This is a genomic window from Polaribacter butkevichii (assembly GCF_038024105.1).
In the GTDB taxonomy this organism is placed as follows: Bacteria; Bacteroidota; Bacteroidia; order Flavobacteriales; family Flavobacteriaceae; genus Polaribacter; species Polaribacter butkevichii.
Genome location: NZ_CP150661.1, coordinates 3,550,115 through 3,566,232, shown reverse-complemented (window position 1 = coordinate 3,566,232; position 16,118 = coordinate 3,550,115). Strand labels below are relative to the sequence as shown.

Sequence of the window (16,118 nt, the reverse complement as noted above, 5' to 3'; positions counted from 1 at the left end):
TAAAGTTTCGCAATAAAATGTATTTTTGCTTTCGATTTAATTAACATTAAAAAACAATATGTTTCATAAAAATATAAAATTAGCTATTGCAGGTTTACTTACTGCTTGGGCAGTGTATCAATTCAGTCAGGGAAATATAATGAACGGAATTTCTATCTTATTATTAGCCGGAATTTTTGTTTTGCTATACTTTAAAAACGAATTTATTTTAATGGCTTTTTTACAATTGCGTAAACAAAATTTTGAAGGTACTAAGAAATGGTTAGGATATATTAAAAACCCAGAAGCGGCTTTAATAGTAAAACAACAAGGGTATTATAACTATTTACACGGTATTATTTTAAGCCAAACAAACATTACACAAGCCGAAAAATTTTTACGTAAAGCCATAAAATTAGGTTTACCAATGGATCATGATTTAGCAATGGCAAAATTACAATTAGCTGGTATTGCAATGACAAAAAGACGTAAACGTGAAGCTATTAATTTAATGGCGGAGGCTAAAAAATTAGACAAACACGGTATGCTTAAAGAACAAATGGGAATGATGAAACAACAGATGAAAAAAATCTAATCTATTTTGTTTCTAATAATATAAAAAAAATCCGCTTTTCAGCGGATTTTTTTATGACTAATACTTTCTTATTAAAACTTAAAATACTCTTTATACAATTGGCTTCTAAAAGAGCTTAGCCCTGATTGAACGGTTTGTTTGAGCTCTTTTTAGTACTGATTTTTATCAGTACTAAAAAAGCGAGTAGTGAAAGCAGGAAATAGCTTCTAAAAAAACTATTTCCTATTTACGCTAAGAGCTTTCTATTTTAATCTAGTTAAACTTAAATCTTTATTATATTGAACGATAAATAGTCCTTTATTTTCTGAAACTCCAAATGCTTTGCTTGAGTAATCAAATTTACTTTCTACTCTAAAAGAGGCACCGTCTTTAAAAGTATCTTTTAAATCATCTCCAGACGCTAAACGGATTAAAACATCATACGTAATATCAAAACCTTTGGTTGCCGAAAAAGAAGGCAACGCGTTGTTCTTTTTAGCGTATTGCTTATTAAATTGTTGTGTTGATGCTGAAGCTTCATTTACATACTCATCACTAACATAAGTTAGGTTAACTTTGGCTAATTTTAAATTGGCAATTTTATCGAAAGCTTTTCCTTTATTAAATGTAAAAACACGAACGCTTGTATTTTCTGGCAAACTAATTAAACTATTAATAGCATCTGCTACCAAAATAGTATTACCAGATGTTAAAACCACCCAATTTTCTTGATTTGGTTTCAAAATTTTTAAGAAACGGTCTTTAGCGATATATCCTTTATTGGGTTTAAGAATATGTACAACGCTAATAGAATCATGAGATTGTAAAGCTTGTTTTATAATGGCATTAGAAGCGTTAGATTCTGATTTTCCATCACCCACTAAAATTAAATTACCTTTTGTAAAATTATCTTTAATATAAGCAGTTAACTCTTCTCTAAAAACTTTTTTCTCAGGTGATGTTTTAATCAACTTTGATGCAGAAAATTTAGATTGATTTTTAGAATAAAAAGGAAAAATTACAGGTGCATTTACTTTATTTGCAACTATTTCTACTTCTTCTGAATACAAAGGCCCAATAACAACATCGTTTTTATTAAGATTGTTTTCTGCCAAAATGGTTTTAATTTTTGTACCATTTTTTTCTGTATCAAAAACATTAAGGTCTATGTTAATTCCTTGTTTTCTTAAAGAATCTATAGCTATTTCTGCTCCTAAATAAAAATCGGTTACCATGTTTGCCAATTTACTTCTCTGAAATATATCTTTAGATTCTGTACCACTGTGTTCTTTTGCACTAAACGGCAAAAGCAATGCTACTTTTAAAGAAATATTACGTTCTATAACATCTTCGTAAATATAGTTTTCTGAAGTATCGCCTGCTTCTATGGCTTTAATTTTTATATGCTGCCCTACTTTTAACCCCTCTGATAAAATGGGATTTAAAGCAATTAAATTTTCTTGAGAAACATTATAAAAACGCGTTAAACTATAGAAAGTATCTCCTTTTTTTACTTCATAAACAACAAAGTTCTTTTTAAGTTCATTTAGAAGTTCTTCCTCTTTATTTTTTAAAGCTGCTTCGTTTTTGGCTGCCTCTGTAATTTTATCATCTACCGTTTTTCCTTTTGTAATTGAATTTGATGCTTTTATTTTTTTGTTAGGAATTACAATTACAGAGTTTGCTTCTGGCTTTCTGCCCACATCTGGGTTTAAGCGAAGTAAATCACTGGTTTTCATATCCAATCTTTGGGCAATTGCCCTCATGGTTTCACCTTCTTTTACCTTATACTGAACGTATTTTTTTTGTTGACCGCAAGAAACAGTAAACGTTAAAATACATAGAAAAACAAAAAATTTTACATGTTTCATATACATTATTCCCATTCTATAGTTGCAGGTGGTTTAGAGCTAATATCATATACAACTCTGTTTACACCTTTTACTTGATTTATAATTTTATTAGATGTTTTTTGTAAAAACTCATAAGGTAAATTTACCCAATCTGCTGTCATACCGTCTGTACTTTCTACAGCTCTTAAAGCAACAACTTTTTCGTATGTTCTTTCATCTCCCATTACTCCAACAGAGTTTACAGGAAGTAACATAGCACCAGCTTGCCAAACTTTATCATACAAACCATCTTCTTTTAATCCGTTTACAAAAATAGCGTCTACTTCTTGTAAAATACGCACCTTTTCTGCTGTAATATCTCCTAAAATACGGATTCCTAAACCTGGACCAGGAAAAGGATGACGTCCTAATAATTCTGGATCTATCCCCATAGAAGCACCTACTCTTCTTACCTCATCTTTAAAAATCATTTTTAAAGGTTCTACAATTTTTAATTTCATAAAATCTGGTAAACCTCCTACATTATGATGACTTTTAATAGTTGCAGATGGACCTCCATTTACAGAAACAGACTCAATAACATCGGGATAAATAGTTCCTTGTGCTAACCAAGTTACATCTGTAATTTTATGAGCTTCATCATCAAAAACCTCTATAAAGGCATTTCCAATTGCTTTTCTTTTCTTTTCTGGATCGGTTAATCCTTCTAAGGCTTTCAAAAAACGTGCCGATGCATCTACACCTTTAACGTTTAATCCCATGCCTTCGTATCTTTTTAATACAGTTTCGAACTCATTTTTACGTAAAAGTCCGTTATTTACAAAAATACAGTATAGGTTTTTACCAATTGCTTTGTTTAACAAAACTGCTGCTACAGAAGAATCTACACCTCCAGAAAGCCCTAAAACAACTTTATCGTTGCCTACTTTTTCTCTTATAGAGGCTACAGTACTTTCTACAAAAGAATCTGGTGTCCAGGTTTGTGCTACTCCTGCAATCTTTACTAAAAAGTTTTCTAAAATTTGTTTACCATCTTTAGAATGATATACTTCTGGGTGAAATTGAATGGCAAAAGTTTCTTCGCCTTTAATTTTATAAGCCGCATTTTCTACGTCTTTTGTGCTAGCTAACAATTCTCCATTAGTTGGCAATTCTTTAATTGTGTCTGAGTGACTCATCCAAACCTGACTTCCAGTAGAAATGTTTTCAAAGAAAGTTTCATCGCTTTTTATGTACGATAAATTTGCTCTACCATATTCTCTTGTATTAGAAGGAGCCACTTGTCCGCCAGCAAAATGGGCTAGGTATTGTGCACCATAGCAAACTGCTAAAACAGGTTTTTTTCCTCTAATTTCTGATAAATCTGGATGTAAAACATTTTCTCCTCTTACAGAATTTGGGCTTCCGGATAAGATAACCGCTTTAAACTCTGCTTGATTTTTTGGTGGATGGTTATAAGGATGAATTTCACAATAAATGTTTAATTCTCTTACTCTTCTCGCAATTAACTGTGTGTATTGCGACCCGAAATCTAAAATAAGTACGTTGTGTTGTTGCATGCGCAAAAATACTATTTCAGATTAAATTTTAACACTGAAATTCATATTTTTTATCACCAATTAGAAAACGTTACTATTTCTCTATAATTTGATAGAAAAACACAAGAATATCACTTAACATTCTGCGTTAATTTCTAAACAAAATGTTCGTTTTTTTTTTGTAAAATCCTCTAAAAAAATAAAAAATGTTATAAACCGCTAAAGGCTTCTACTAAAACCTATAAACAATTGCGTTGATATTCATTCCTGCTCCAACGGAAGCAAAAATAACAACATCACCTTTATTTACTTCTTGATTTTCAATTTCACCTTTTAAAACTAAGTCTAATAATGTAGGTACGGTTGCCACAGAACTATTTCCTAATTTACGAATACTTAAAGGCATTATTCCTTCTGGAACTTTCTTTTTAAACAATCTAAAGAAACGTTTCATAATAGCCTCATCCATTTTTTCATTGGCTTGGTGAATGAATATTTTTTTAACATCATCTATTTCTACACCTGCATTATCTAAAGCAAATTTCATTGCAGCAGGCACATGAACCAAGGCAAATTCATAAATTTTTCTACCTAACATTTTAATATATTGTACATCTTGGTTTTCTTCTTTATTAAAAGTACTTCCATAATGTAAATAAAAGGCTTCGTCTTTTGCAAAAGTTTGCGTTGCATGACTTAAAATACCAACATTAGCTTCTTCTGTTGCTTCTAAAATACAAGCTCCTGCCCCATCACTAAAAATCATAGAATCTCTATCATATCTATCTACTACTCTAGACAAAGTTTCAGAACCAATAACCAAACATTTTTTAGCCATTCCTGCTTTAATAAATGCATGGGCTTGTATGGTTGCTTCTATCCAACCAGGGCAACCAAAAAGGATATCATACGCAACACAGTTAGGGTTTTCTATACCCAATTTATGTTTAACTCTAGTTGCCAAACTTGGTAACATATCACTTTGTACAGCACCTACTTTTACGTCTCCAAAATTATGAGCAATAATAATATAATCTAATTCTTCTTGATTAATATTAGCATCATCAATAGCTTTTTGAGCTGCAAAGTATGCCAAATCAGAAGAGTTATATTCTGGTTTTGCATACCGCCTTTCTTCAATACCAGTAATTGCTTTAAATTTTTCAATAATTACATCATTATCAGAATCAAAAGATGACCCATCTTCGTTTAAAAAGTGTTCATTTAAGAAATCTTTATTTTCTTTTTTTATAGAAGGAATAAATGTTCCTGTTCCTATTATTTTTGATGAAATCATAATTGATATTAAATATTATTTTATTGCAAATATAAGCCCTCTAAAATACAAAATTCGCTATAAACCACACTAAAATTTGTGTTTTTTTAATGATATTCAAAGCTATTATTTATTAAGAAAAACTTAAAAAATTAGTGTTTATTTTTATTGATAAATACCCAGTTTTAGTTCCATAACAGTGGCAATAGACCTTGCTCTATTTTTCATGTTATGTACATTTTCTCCTTCAAAATTAGCATCAATAGTTTCAAATAAATACGATATCCAAATGGTAAAATGCTCTTTCTTAAAAGCTACAAAAACGTTTTTATCGAGATGCTTTTTCATCACATTATTAGCATAAGTATTTGTATCAAAAAGAATATCATTCCAGAAATCAGAAATCACATTTAAATGCTCTTCTAAATGATTTTGGGCAACAATATCCTCAAAAAAAGGAATCATTTTTTTGTCTGCCAATAATAAATCATAAAATTTTGTAATGATCAATTTGATGTCTTTTCTTGAAGAAATATCTGGTTTCATATACAATTTAGTTTTATTATTTTCCTAAGAACACACACCTACAAGGTTCTTAAAACCTTGCAGGAAAAGACAAGGTAAGATTCTAAAAACAGTATCATTTACTGTTTGCGTTAGGGATTGAAACGGCATCCTTTTTATGCTTCCCTTTTATTCTTTATCTTTTTTTGTAATTAATTCATTTTTTTTTAGCAAAATAAGCTAATCTAAATGCTGCATAAAAAGATATAGTGGAAAGCCTGTTAAAACGCCCTAAAAAAACTACAAGTATTTACTATCAAACGAAAAAGGTAATAAAGAAAGTAGAGATTCTGTTACAACAACTTCACCTACTTCTCCCATAAAAAGTACTTTAAAGGGTTCTTTTTGATTGATTTCATACTCAGATAAGGTTTGCCTACAAGCTCCACAAGGACCTATTGGTTTGTTTACGTTGGTAATGGTAGAACTTGCTGTAATTGCTAATTTCTTAATTTTCATATCAGGATACGTTGAACCTGCTTTCCAAATAGCAACTCTTTCTGCACACATACCAGAAGGATATGCTGCACTTTCTTGGTTATTACCTAAAACTATTTCTCCATTATCTAACAACAAAGCAGCCCCTACATTAAATTTAGAATACGGTGCGTATGCTTTTTTTCTAGCTTCAATGGCTTTATGCATTAACATATTGTCTTCTTCAGAAAGTTCTGAAATATCGGTATAAATAGTTGCAGATGTTGAAACTTCAATTTTTCTCATAAAAATCTGTTCGTCAAAAAAAGCAGCCTTATTTGACTGCTTTTAAATATTGTTATAAACTTACTAAAAATAATTGACTTTTTAATAATCATCAAAAACTTCACCTAAATCAAATGATAATGAAAAACGTAAAGAGTTTTCTAGTGGATTATTTACATCAGAAGCATTAATTAAATAAGACAAATCTACATTTAATGCATTGGTTTTAAACCCACCACCTAATGTAAAATATTGTCTATTTCCTTTCTCTTGACTTTCATGAAAATAACCTCCTCTTAAAGCAAAGGCATTGTTATATAAATACTCTGCCCCTAAAGCATAAGTAAATTCTTTTATTTCTTCGCTAAATCCGCCTGGAGCGTCTCCAAAAGATTGAAAAATTCCGCTTACCCAACCAACATTATCGTCTTCACCTTCTACAATATTACCATCATTGTCTCTAATTGGTGGAGTTGGTACTAATAATTTTGTAAATTCTAATGTTGTAGAAATGGTATTATAATCATCTAAAATAAAATCAAACCCACCCCCTAATTTTAAATTGGTAGGAATAAAATCTTCGCTTCCTGGACTGTAAGAAACCTTTGGCCCAATATTAGCAATATTAAATCCTAATCTATATCTACCATTAAAGTTACCGTAGTTTTCTTCTAAAGACTGGTAATATCCAGAAACATCAACTGCAAAAGAATTTATAGGTCTTAATGTACTATTTGTTCCATTAAAAGTTAAATTAGATCTAACATATTTTAAACCTACTCCCATAGAAAATGTTTCGCTTAACTTTAGTGCATATGCACCTGTAAATGCTAATTCATTTGGGTTAATTGTTCCATTATCACTACCATCTGAGTTTGTTAAATCTATCTGACCTAAAGAAAAATATTTTAAATCGGCACCCCAAGCTGCTCTATCACTAAAACGGTTCATGTAAGATGCACTTCCTGTAAAAATATCATCGGTTAAATTACGTAACCAAGGTGAGTACGTAATACCCGCTTTAACTTGTCTGTTACTAAACGTCATTTTTGCCGCATTATGAAACAAAGAAAAAGCATCTGCAGAAGTTGCAACTCCTACATCTCCCATACCACCTGCTCTTGCATCTGGTGTTATTAGTAAGAATGGTACAGCAGTTGTAATACCTCCAATATTATCGGTGTTTATTTCTGTTTGTGCAGTTGTCTTTATAGTTACAAACGCACACAATATAAAATAGATTCCTAATTTTTTCATTTGATTTCTTTATTCTGATTTTTATTTGACAAATATCTAATTTTTATTGAAGTATTACTAATTTTTCATACTTCTCTGCCACTAGATTACTTTCTGTTGATTTTACTTTTAATTTATAAACATAAACGCCTTTTCCTATTTTGTTCCCAAAATCGTCTAAACCATTCCAAGTAATACTTCTTACCAACGTTTCTGCGTTTGGTATGTTTTGGTTTATTGTTTTTATTAATTTACCCGAAACCGTAAATATTTGAACTTGCACTTCTAGGTTTTCATTAGGTTTGTTGTGATTAAACCAAAACTGTGTGTAATTTACAAAAGGGTTTGGGTAATTTAAAACATTTTCTAAATTTAAGATTGTATCACTTACAACCACGAAATTTAACGTTAATTCTGATGAATTATTGTATGTATCCCAAACTTTTATCTTTAAAGTATGTGGCCCAACCTCTAAATCTCTTAATGTATACGTTACTTTACCTTTAGTAAAATCGTTAAGTTCTGTTTTATAAAAATCATTTAGTATAATTGGGTTGGTGGTGTCACCATCTAAAATACCAACAATATCATGGTCTACCGCTGTAATAGAAGTATTAATTCCGCTAGCATCAGATAAAACAGCAATTAAATTAGGTGAACTGTTGGTGTTTCCTCCATCAATAAAAGACTCATCATTCATATAGAGTTTTATTTCTGGGCCAACCGTATCGTCTGGTGCATTCTCATCGATACCTCCAACAACAACATCTACATTATAACCTGCTTTATCTACCTCTTTATTATTAACATAAAAACTTAACTTTCCTTTACCGTAGGCAATTTTTATATCCTTTGGCACAATAAAATCAAACTCGAACTCGCCATTTGTAACTGTAGATTCTCCTCTAAAAATTTTACTGTTTTGTAAATCAAAAGACATAGTTTTTCCAAAACCATCATTATCTAACGTAGTTCTATCTATAGATTTATCAAAAACAGTAGTAGATAAGGTACCGTTAAAATCTGGTAACACCTCGTTTTTATCATCTAAAACTACTCCTTTAAAATGGACTTTAGATAATGCTTTTAAGGTATCTAATTGAGAAATATCTTTACCATTCATTTCGGTAATACGAACATTTGGTTTTGGAATTGCTAATTTCATTGCTGGATCTCCAAAATGAAAAATAAAGAATTTTTGTGTGCTCGAGAAATTATTTTTAGTTTTCATTAAAGATTCTGCAACAGATAAATCCTCATCATTAAAGGCTAATAAAACACGAATTAAATCTTCATTAAACAACTGACCTGTAGAAATATACACTTCTCTTGTAGTTGTTATCATACTAGCTGCACCACCTTTATCATTTAAAAAAGTAAGTTCTCCTGCTGTAATTCTATTAGGGTTATCAAATCTTGAAAAATCGCAAGTAACGGTTATTAAAAGCGGCAAGGTATTAGGGTTGTTAAAAGCTTGAATTTGTGGTTTTTCTAATATTTTTTCTGATGCAAAACCATCTTCTCCTCCATGACCAAAATAATCGAAAACCAATGTTCCTTTTTCTATTGCATTTGTAATTGCCTCATTAACTTCCGGATATCGTTCTCCACCAGAAGAACTCTCTTGTACAAAGGCATTTAAATAAATTTTATTAATATTAAAAACCTGCTTTTTATCTGTTATTTCATCTGCAATAGACTCTACACCTTCTTGTAAAACTTCTTCTCCTACAGCATCTATATCATCTGCTAAGAGGGTTATTGTATTTCGCCAATCTCCAAGAGCATCTTTACTGTAATAACTTAAAATTTTATCAACAGCTATTTTGGCTTCCGAAATGGTAGAAACCGGAATTCTACTAGAAGCAACATCAATGGTATGACTACCTGAATTCATAGTTCCCTCGTTATCATCTAACATTACAAAAAAATCATCTGTAACCCAAGAACTAGCTAAATTAAAACTACTTTCAGATAATTTTACAGGAACAATATTATTATTTCCCGAAATTCTATCTTTATAATCGTAAGAAGAATCGCCAAAGAAACAAACATATTTTAGTTTTTTATCTTCAGATGAATTGGTTGTATATAAATGCTTTAAAAAATCTCTAATTCCCGTAATATCTTTAGATCCTGAAGAAAATTCATTATAAATTTCATCTAACAAAACTACTTTTGTTGTTAAGCTGGAGTTCTCTTGATGATAATCTGCCATTCTTTGTGCTTCACTAGAAAGATCTAAATTTGTAATAACAAGATAATTAATATCTTTTAAACCATGTAAATTTTGATTAACTACACGACTGTTTCGCAATGTTTTAGGTATATAATAATCATTCTGATTTAAAACGATAAATTCTTTTAAATCACCACCATTTTCTTTAAAATTAAAATTATTTCCGGTACCTTGATTACTAATGTTTTTAGGATCTAAATGATTAGACACATCCCAAACTTGAAAAATATTTGAATTATTTTCTATTTGATACTCTACAACTCCGGTTGAATTTGCCTGCTCAAAACTTCTAAATGAAAATTGATTTCCATTAGCAATTAATTCTTTTTTACCAACAATTTCTATATAGTCTAAAAAAGCAGTAGCAGACGGATTTCCTTTATTATCGTAGGTAATACTTACGTCAAAAAAATCTGTAGTATTTGATATACTTCCTTTATTTTCTGATGTTTTTGCTCTATCTACTTCGCTTATTGCCGAAAAATTAAGGTTGTAAAGATCTACTCCATTCACCTTAACACTCATTTGAGAAGAAGCGATAGATGTAGAAACACCTCTAACTTTAATAAAGCTAACAGCACCTGAAACCGAATTGGGAAACGGAATTTTAAAACTCTGTGTATTTTCTATATTAAAATCGGTATTAAAAAACCATTGAGTACCCGCAGCAATTAAATTCCTTTCATCTTTTTCATAAAAAGTATAATCATCAAAAGTTGTAATTTGCGATGTAGCAACACTTGTAATACTCGTTTTGGGTTGAATTCTTTTTCCATCCTCATTAGAAACAGTAATAAAATAATAAGCATTATCATCATAAATATTTTGTCTATGACGTACTATAGATGCAGATTTCCCTACCCAATCATGCGCACCTTTAGCGTAAAATAGAATATAGTCTTCATTATCAAAAGTTCCATCATTTTCACCTTCTATATAAATAGCATTTTCTTGCAATCCACCATACCTATCATCAGCATTTAAAACAGGTAAAAGACTTCCTCCATTACCATAAATACGAATTTTTTTTGGATTTAGGTTATTGGTAGAAACGCCTATTTGTTGCAATAGATTTTTGTCTATTTTAAAAACGCCAGTAGTATCTACCGAAAACTTAAACCAATCTCCAGAAGCAAGAACAGAAGCACTGTTCTGAGCGGAAATTATTTGAATTAAAAAACTAAAAAAAAGAGTTAAAAATGGTTTTCTCATAATTATATTCAAATAACGCAAATAATTTGTAGATATTTTAGTAGTTGCAAAGATAAATTATACTAAATTTAAAAAGCAATCGTTTAAATAAAAGTGAGAAGAAAAATGCAGCGTTAAAATTACCATTTTACTTGTATGAATGTAGAATTATTGTAAATTGCATCGCTATAATAAAAACCCTAAACTAATTTTCAATTAGGAATGAGAAACGTATTTAAAATATCTTTAGTTGTACTATCTGCCTTAACTTTGGCTAGTTGTAGTAAATCAACTTCAGGAAATTCGACACTTACAGGATTACCTTTTAACAATCCAAAATTTGGTAATTATATAAGAGGAAATGAAACAGCAGGACAAGAAATCCCTTTGGGGATGGTTGCTGTAGAAGGAGGTTCTTTTACAATGGGACAAGTGCAAGATGATGTAATGTTTGATTGGAATACAACGCCTAAAAAGATGCACATTCGCTCATTCTACATGGATGAATCAGAAGTTACCAACTCTGAATACTTTTTATATGTACAGAACATTAAAGATGTTTTTCCTCCATCAGAAGAAAAATATAAACACATTTATAATTCTGTTTTACCAGATACTTTAGTTTGGAGAAAAAGTTTAGGAAACACAGATATTTTATCTGAAAACTATTTTAGACATCCTGCATATTCAGATTACCCTGTTGTTGGTGTTAGTTGGTTACAAGCAAATCAATACTGTAAATGGCGTACAAATGCAGTAAACCTAAAAAAATTAATTGACAAAGGATACATAAAAAACATCTTTGAAAACGATAGTATTAGAAACTTTTTTGATACAGATGTTTTCTTAGCGGCTTCAGACAATCTTTTTGATGGTGATACCACTGTTTATAAAAGAGGAATTAGATCTAGAGGAACCGTTAAAAATAAAAAAGGCTCTTTTCAAGGTAGAAAAATCACACAAGCAGACGGTGTTTTAAGTCAGAAATACAGACTACCAACAGAAGCTGAATGGGAGTTTGCTGCAAAAGCAAATATTGAAAATAGAGAATACAACAATATTAGAGGTCGTAAAAAATATGCTTGGAATGGTAAATATTCTAGAGAAACTAAAAAAAGACATAGAGGAGACCAATTAGCTAACTTTAAACAAGGTGCAGGAGATTACAGTGGCTTATCTGGTTGGAGTTCTGATGGTTCAGACATTCCTATTAAAGTAAAATCATATCCACCAAATGCATTTGGATTATATGATATGTCTGGAAACGTAGCAGAATGGGTTGCCGATGTTTATAGACCTATTATTGATAATGATGCTAATGACTTTAATTATTTTAGAGGTAATATTTTTACTAAAAAAATGATTGACAAAGAAGGTAAAGTTGTAATTGTTAACAGTTCTGATAATGCAGAAATAGAATACGACACGTTGCCTAACGGAAAAATAATTCCAAAAGAATTACCAGGAAGTATTAAATACATACCAATTACAAAAGATGATGCTGCCTTAAGAAGAAACTTTTCTGTAGCAGACAATACAGATATTGGTGATGGAGATTTAAACTCTTCTAGATTCTATGAAGAAGAAGAAGACCAATTTGGTTCTAAACCAAGTATGTACAACTCTCCTAGAAGCCCTAGTAAAGAAATAGACCCAGAAACAGGTAAAGAAATTTTAGTAAATGATGCTAAAAAGAGAACTACCTTAATTAGTAATAATACTCGAGTGTATAAAGGTGGGGCTTGGTCTGATAGAGAATATTGGTTGGACCCAGCACAAAGAAGATATTTACCAGAATACATGGCTACAAACTTTATTGGTTTTAGATGTGTTACTGATAAAGTAGGACCGATGTCTTCTAAAAGAAAAAAAGCTAGAAACTCAGTTAGATAATAAAATATTTATTAAAAAACATAACCTCACTGTAATTTCTACAGTGAGGTTTTTTTATATTTAAAAATGGAAATTAAAGAGATTTATAAACTGTATAAAGAACATTATCTTGTAGATACAGACACAAGAAACATTAGAAAAAATACTCTGTTTTTTGCTTTAAAAGGTGAAAAATTTAATGGGAATCTATTTGCTAAAGAAGCTCTTAAACAAGGTGCTCTTTTCGCCATTGTTGATGAAGATTTGTATCAAAATCATCCTAATATTATTTTAGTTGACAATGTTTTAAAAATACTGCAACAACTAGCAAATTACCATAGAAAAATTTTAGACATACCTATTATTGGTCTTACAGGTAGTAATGGAAAAACAACAACAAAAGAATTAATCAATGCTGTTTTAAGTACAACTTATAAAACCTCTGCAACCAAAGGAAATTTAAACAACCATATTGGCGTGCCGCTTACGTTACTTTCTATGACTCCTAAAACGGAAATAGGTATCGTAGAAATGGGTGCAAATCATAAAAAAGAAATTGCCTTTTTATGCACTATTTGCGAACCAGATTTTGGATATATTACCAATTTTGGAAAAGCGCATTTAGAAGGTTTTGGAGGTATTGAAGGTGTTATTGAAGGCAAAAGTGAATTATATGCTTACTTAGAAAAAAATAATAAAAGTGCTTTTATAAATCCTGATGACGTTATTCAGGTTGAGAAATCAAAAAAACTAAAAACAATTCCTTTTAATCCTAACCTTAAATATTTAGAGGTTAACCCTTTTGTAAAATTATCTTTAAACTCTACAAATATTCAAAGCCATCTTATTGGTCAATACAATTATACAAATATTGCCATTGCGTGTACCATTGGTCATTATTTTAAGATTTCTGACAAGAAAATTAAAGAAGCTATAGAAAACTATATTCCAGATAATAACCGATCTCAAATCATTCAAAAAGAAGCTAATAAAATTATTTTAGATGCTTATAACGCAAATCCAACAAGTATGAAAGCTGCGCTAGAAAATTTTGAATCTATAAAAGCACCAAATAAAACGGTTATTTTAGGAGATATGTTTGAATTAGGCAAAACAAGTTTAGAAGAACATCAAACTATTGTAAAGTTAGTTGAAAAGTTACATTTTGATGATTGTTATTTTGTTGGAGAAATTTTTCATCAAACAACAACAAAGAACATGCAATTTAAAACGTTTGAAGACCTGTTAGCACATCTAAAAAACAATCCTCTTAATCTTCAATCTATTTTAATTAAAGGCTCAAGAGGAATGCGTTTAGAAAGATTATTAGAAATTATTAATTGATATTATTCTTATGAAATTCTAATAATTTATCAATAGGTCTTTGTATTACATCTGTAATTACCAAATTATTCTTTTTAGCCATTTTTTCTAAAATATCTTTAAAATAATAAGCGATAGAACCAATAAAGTAAATAGGTGTTTCTGCCGTTTTATTATAAGGTAATACTCTACATTTAAAAAACTCTTGAAACCCTTTCTTAATTAGTTTTTTTATGTATTTATCCTCTTTAAAATCAAACATAAATTTTGCAAAAGATGCTAAATACATATTAGGGTTTGATTCTCTATATAAATTTTTCTTTATATAATCTGCATCTAAATCAAACTCTTCATTAAACTTTTTAGCAATTGCACTAGGCATTCTTTTGTAGTAATAATCAACAATTAATTTTTTACCAAAATAATTACCACTCGCTTCATCCATTAAAATATACCCCAAAGAAGGAACTAGCATTTCCATTTTTTCGCCGTCATAATAGCAACTATTAGATCCTGTACCTAAAATACACACCAAAGCTGGTTCTTTACCTGTAGCTGCATAAACTGCTGCTAACATATCTTCAGAAATAAAGACTTTAGCATTAACAAAAATAGACTCCAAAATATTCTTTAAAATTTCAATTGGTTTTGGAGTACCACAACCCGCTCCATAAAAATGAATTTCTTCAACGTCATCTTTAATATTAATAAGTTGAAACATATTAATAATTCTATTGTGCAATTCTTCTTCAGGAACAATAGCTGGGTTTAAACCTAAAGTTCTTACTCTAAATGCTTCTTCTTTGTTTTTATCAATAGCAATCCAATCTGCTTTTGTAGAACCTCCATCTGCAATTAAAATCATAATTTTTTGTTTTACTCAAAGATATTACAAGTAAGATTCATATACAATAGCAAATCAATTTTCAATCGTTTTCGTATGAAATTTTTTATTTTGAATAGGATTAAGATTAAAAAAAAGCATTAAATTATTGTAAATTTGTATTAAATATAATGATATGATCTTTTTTAAAAAGAAAGAAATTGCTTTAACAGACTTTTTCCCTGAAGGCTTTGTAGACATTCACTCTCACCTACTTCCAGGAATTGATGATGGTGCAAAAGATTTAGATAATTCTATTGAATTAATTTCTAAAATGGCTTCATACGGAATAAAAAACATCATTACAACTCCACATGTGTTAGGTGATGTTTACCAAAACTCATCAACAACTATAAAAAACAAACTTAAAGAAGTTAGAGATGAACTTCAAAAAAGAAATATTACTGAAGTTTCTATAAGAGCTGCTGCAGAATATATGATGGACGAACAGTTCTCTATACTTTTAGAAAATGATGATATTCTAACTTTAAAAGATAATTATGTACTTGTAGAAATGTCTTATTTTAGCGCACCTATCAACCTTTATGACCTCTTATTTGATATTCAGGTTAAAGGCTATAAACCTGTATTAGCGCATCCAGAACGTTATAATTTTTTCCATACAAATATAGACCATTACTATAAGCTTAAAAAAGCAGGCTGTGTCTTTCAATTAAACTTACTATCTCTAACCGAACAGTATGGTAAAGGAGTTCAAAAAATGTCTGAAAAGCTTTTAAAAGAAAACCTATATGACTTTGTTGGTTCAGACACACATCACCAAAGACACTTGCAATTATTAAAAAAAATTGGAAATAAAAAGAATCTAGAAAAAATTAAGCATCTCTTAGAGAATAATAAAAAATTTATATAAAAAAAAGCATCCAA

General features: G+C 30.0%; 12 protein-coding genes. 4 read left to right on the top strand and 8 right to left on the bottom strand.

Features of this window, described 5'->3' with window-relative positions; genetic code table 11:
- The first annotated feature begins 58 nt into the window (after positions 1–58).
- Positions 59–574, top strand: coding sequence for a hypothetical protein (locus WG951_RS15010; protein ID WP_105047758.1), 516 nt, complete (start codon positions 59–61; stop codon positions 572–574).
- A 242-nt stretch (positions 575–816) separates the two neighbouring features.
- Here WG951_RS15010 and WG951_RS15005 read toward each other — a convergent pair whose 3' ends face one another.
- From WG951_RS15005 to porU, 7 genes are all read right to left on the bottom strand, one after another.
- Positions 817–2,424, bottom strand: a complete 1,608-nt coding sequence (locus WG951_RS15005; protein WP_245893459.1) for a LysM peptidoglycan-binding domain-containing protein — start codon at positions 2,422–2,424, stop codon at positions 817–819.
- Between the two features lie 5 nt (positions 2,425–2,429).
- A complete protein-coding gene (gene guaA / locus WG951_RS15000; protein ID WP_105047756.1) occupies positions 2,430–3,965 on the bottom strand; it encodes a glutamine-hydrolyzing GMP synthase in 1,536 nt (511 codons plus the stop codon).
- A gap of 211 nt (positions 3,966–4,176) precedes the next feature.
- Positions 4,177–5,241, bottom strand: coding sequence for a 3-oxoacyl-ACP synthase III family protein (locus WG951_RS14995; RefSeq protein WP_105047755.1), 1,065 nt, complete (start codon positions 5,239–5,241; stop codon positions 4,177–4,179).
- A 144-nt stretch (positions 5,242–5,385) separates the two neighbouring features.
- Complete coding sequence (locus WG951_RS14990; protein WP_105047754.1) at positions 5,386–5,766, bottom strand: group III truncated hemoglobin; 381 nt, start codon at positions 5,764–5,766, stop codon at positions 5,386–5,388.
- 258 nt (positions 5,767–6,024) lie between these two features.
- Positions 6,025–6,507 carry a cytidine deaminase gene (gene cdd / locus WG951_RS14985; RefSeq protein ID WP_105047753.1) on the bottom strand — a complete coding sequence of 161 codons (483 nt, stop codon included), beginning with the start codon at positions 6,505–6,507 and terminating at the stop codon, positions 6,025–6,027.
- Between the two features lie 81 nt (positions 6,508–6,588).
- Positions 6,589–7,743 (bottom strand): type IX secretion system outer membrane channel protein PorV, encoded by a 1,155-nt coding sequence (gene porV, locus WG951_RS14980; protein WP_105047752.1) that lies wholly within the window; start codon positions 7,741–7,743, stop codon positions 6,589–6,591.
- A 43-nt stretch (positions 7,744–7,786) separates the two neighbouring features.
- Entirely contained in the window at positions 7,787–11,173 is a 3,387-nt protein-coding gene (gene porU, locus WG951_RS14975; protein WP_105047751.1) for a type IX secretion system sortase PorU, read from the bottom strand.
- A gap of 201 nt (positions 11,174–11,374) precedes the next feature.
- On the opposite strand from porU, the gene gldJ reads away from it, so the two are divergent.
- Positions 11,375–13,045, top strand: a complete 1,671-nt coding sequence (gene gldJ / locus WG951_RS14970) for a gliding motility lipoprotein GldJ (RefSeq protein WP_105047750.1) — start codon at positions 11,375–11,377, stop codon at positions 13,043–13,045.
- Positions 13,046–13,111: 66 nt separating this feature from the next.
- Positions 13,112–14,368, top strand: coding sequence for a UDP-N-acetylmuramoyl-tripeptide--D-alanyl-D-alanine ligase (locus tag WG951_RS14965; RefSeq protein ID WP_105047749.1), 1,257 nt, complete (start codon positions 13,112–13,114; stop codon positions 14,366–14,368).
- Here WG951_RS14965 and WG951_RS14960 read toward each other — a convergent pair.
- Positions 14,361–15,212: an N-acetylglucosamine kinase gene (locus tag WG951_RS14960; protein ID WP_105047748.1), complete on the bottom strand. Its 852-nt coding sequence runs from the start codon at positions 15,210–15,212 to the stop codon at positions 14,361–14,363. The two genes, WG951_RS14965 and WG951_RS14960, sit on opposite strands and share 8 nt — an antisense overlap.
- A 154-nt stretch (positions 15,213–15,366) precedes the next feature.
- On the opposite strand from WG951_RS14960, the gene WG951_RS14955 reads away from it, so the two are divergent.
- Positions 15,367–16,104 carry a tyrosine-protein phosphatase gene (locus WG951_RS14955; protein WP_105047747.1) on the top strand — a complete coding sequence of 246 codons (738 nt, stop codon included), beginning with the start codon at positions 15,367–15,369 and terminating at the stop codon, positions 16,102–16,104.
- Positions 16,105–16,118: the final 14 nt, after the last annotated feature.

Coding starts and splice junctions, on each gene's coding strand:
- gldJ (WP_105047750.1), top strand. CDS start 11,375: ATGAGAAACGTATTTAAAATATCTTTAGTTGTACTATCTGCCTTAACT.
- WG951_RS14960 (WP_105047748.1), bottom strand. CDS start 15,212: ATGATTTTAATTGCAGATGGAGGTTCTACAAAAGCAGATTGGATTGCT.
- cdd (WP_105047753.1), bottom strand. CDS start 6,507: ATGAGAAAAATTGAAGTTTCAACATCTGCAACTATTTATACCGATATT.
- WG951_RS15010 (WP_105047758.1), top strand. CDS start 59: ATGTTTCATAAAAATATAAAATTAGCTATTGCAGGTTTACTTACTGCT.
- WG951_RS14965 (WP_105047749.1), top strand. CDS start 13,112: ATGGAAATTAAAGAGATTTATAAACTGTATAAAGAACATTATCTTGTA.
- WG951_RS14990 (WP_105047754.1), bottom strand. CDS start 5,766: ATGAAACCAGATATTTCTTCAAGAAAAGACATCAAATTGATCATTACA.
- WG951_RS14955 (WP_105047747.1), top strand. CDS start 15,367: ATGATCTTTTTTAAAAAGAAAGAAATTGCTTTAACAGACTTTTTCCCT.
- porU (WP_105047751.1), bottom strand. CDS start 11,173: ATGAGAAAACCATTTTTAACTCTTTTTTTTAGTTTTTTAATTCAAATA.
- WG951_RS14995 (WP_105047755.1), bottom strand. CDS start 5,241: ATGATTTCATCAAAAATAATAGGAACAGGAACATTTATTCCTTCTATA.
- WG951_RS15005 (WP_245893459.1), bottom strand. CDS start 2,424: ATGAAACATGTAAAATTTTTTGTTTTTCTATGTATTTTAACGTTTACT.
- porV (WP_105047752.1), bottom strand. CDS start 7,743: ATGAAAAAATTAGGAATCTATTTTATATTGTGTGCGTTTGTAACTATA.
- guaA (WP_105047756.1), bottom strand. CDS start 3,965: ATGCAACAACACAACGTACTTATTTTAGATTTCGGGTCGCAATACACA.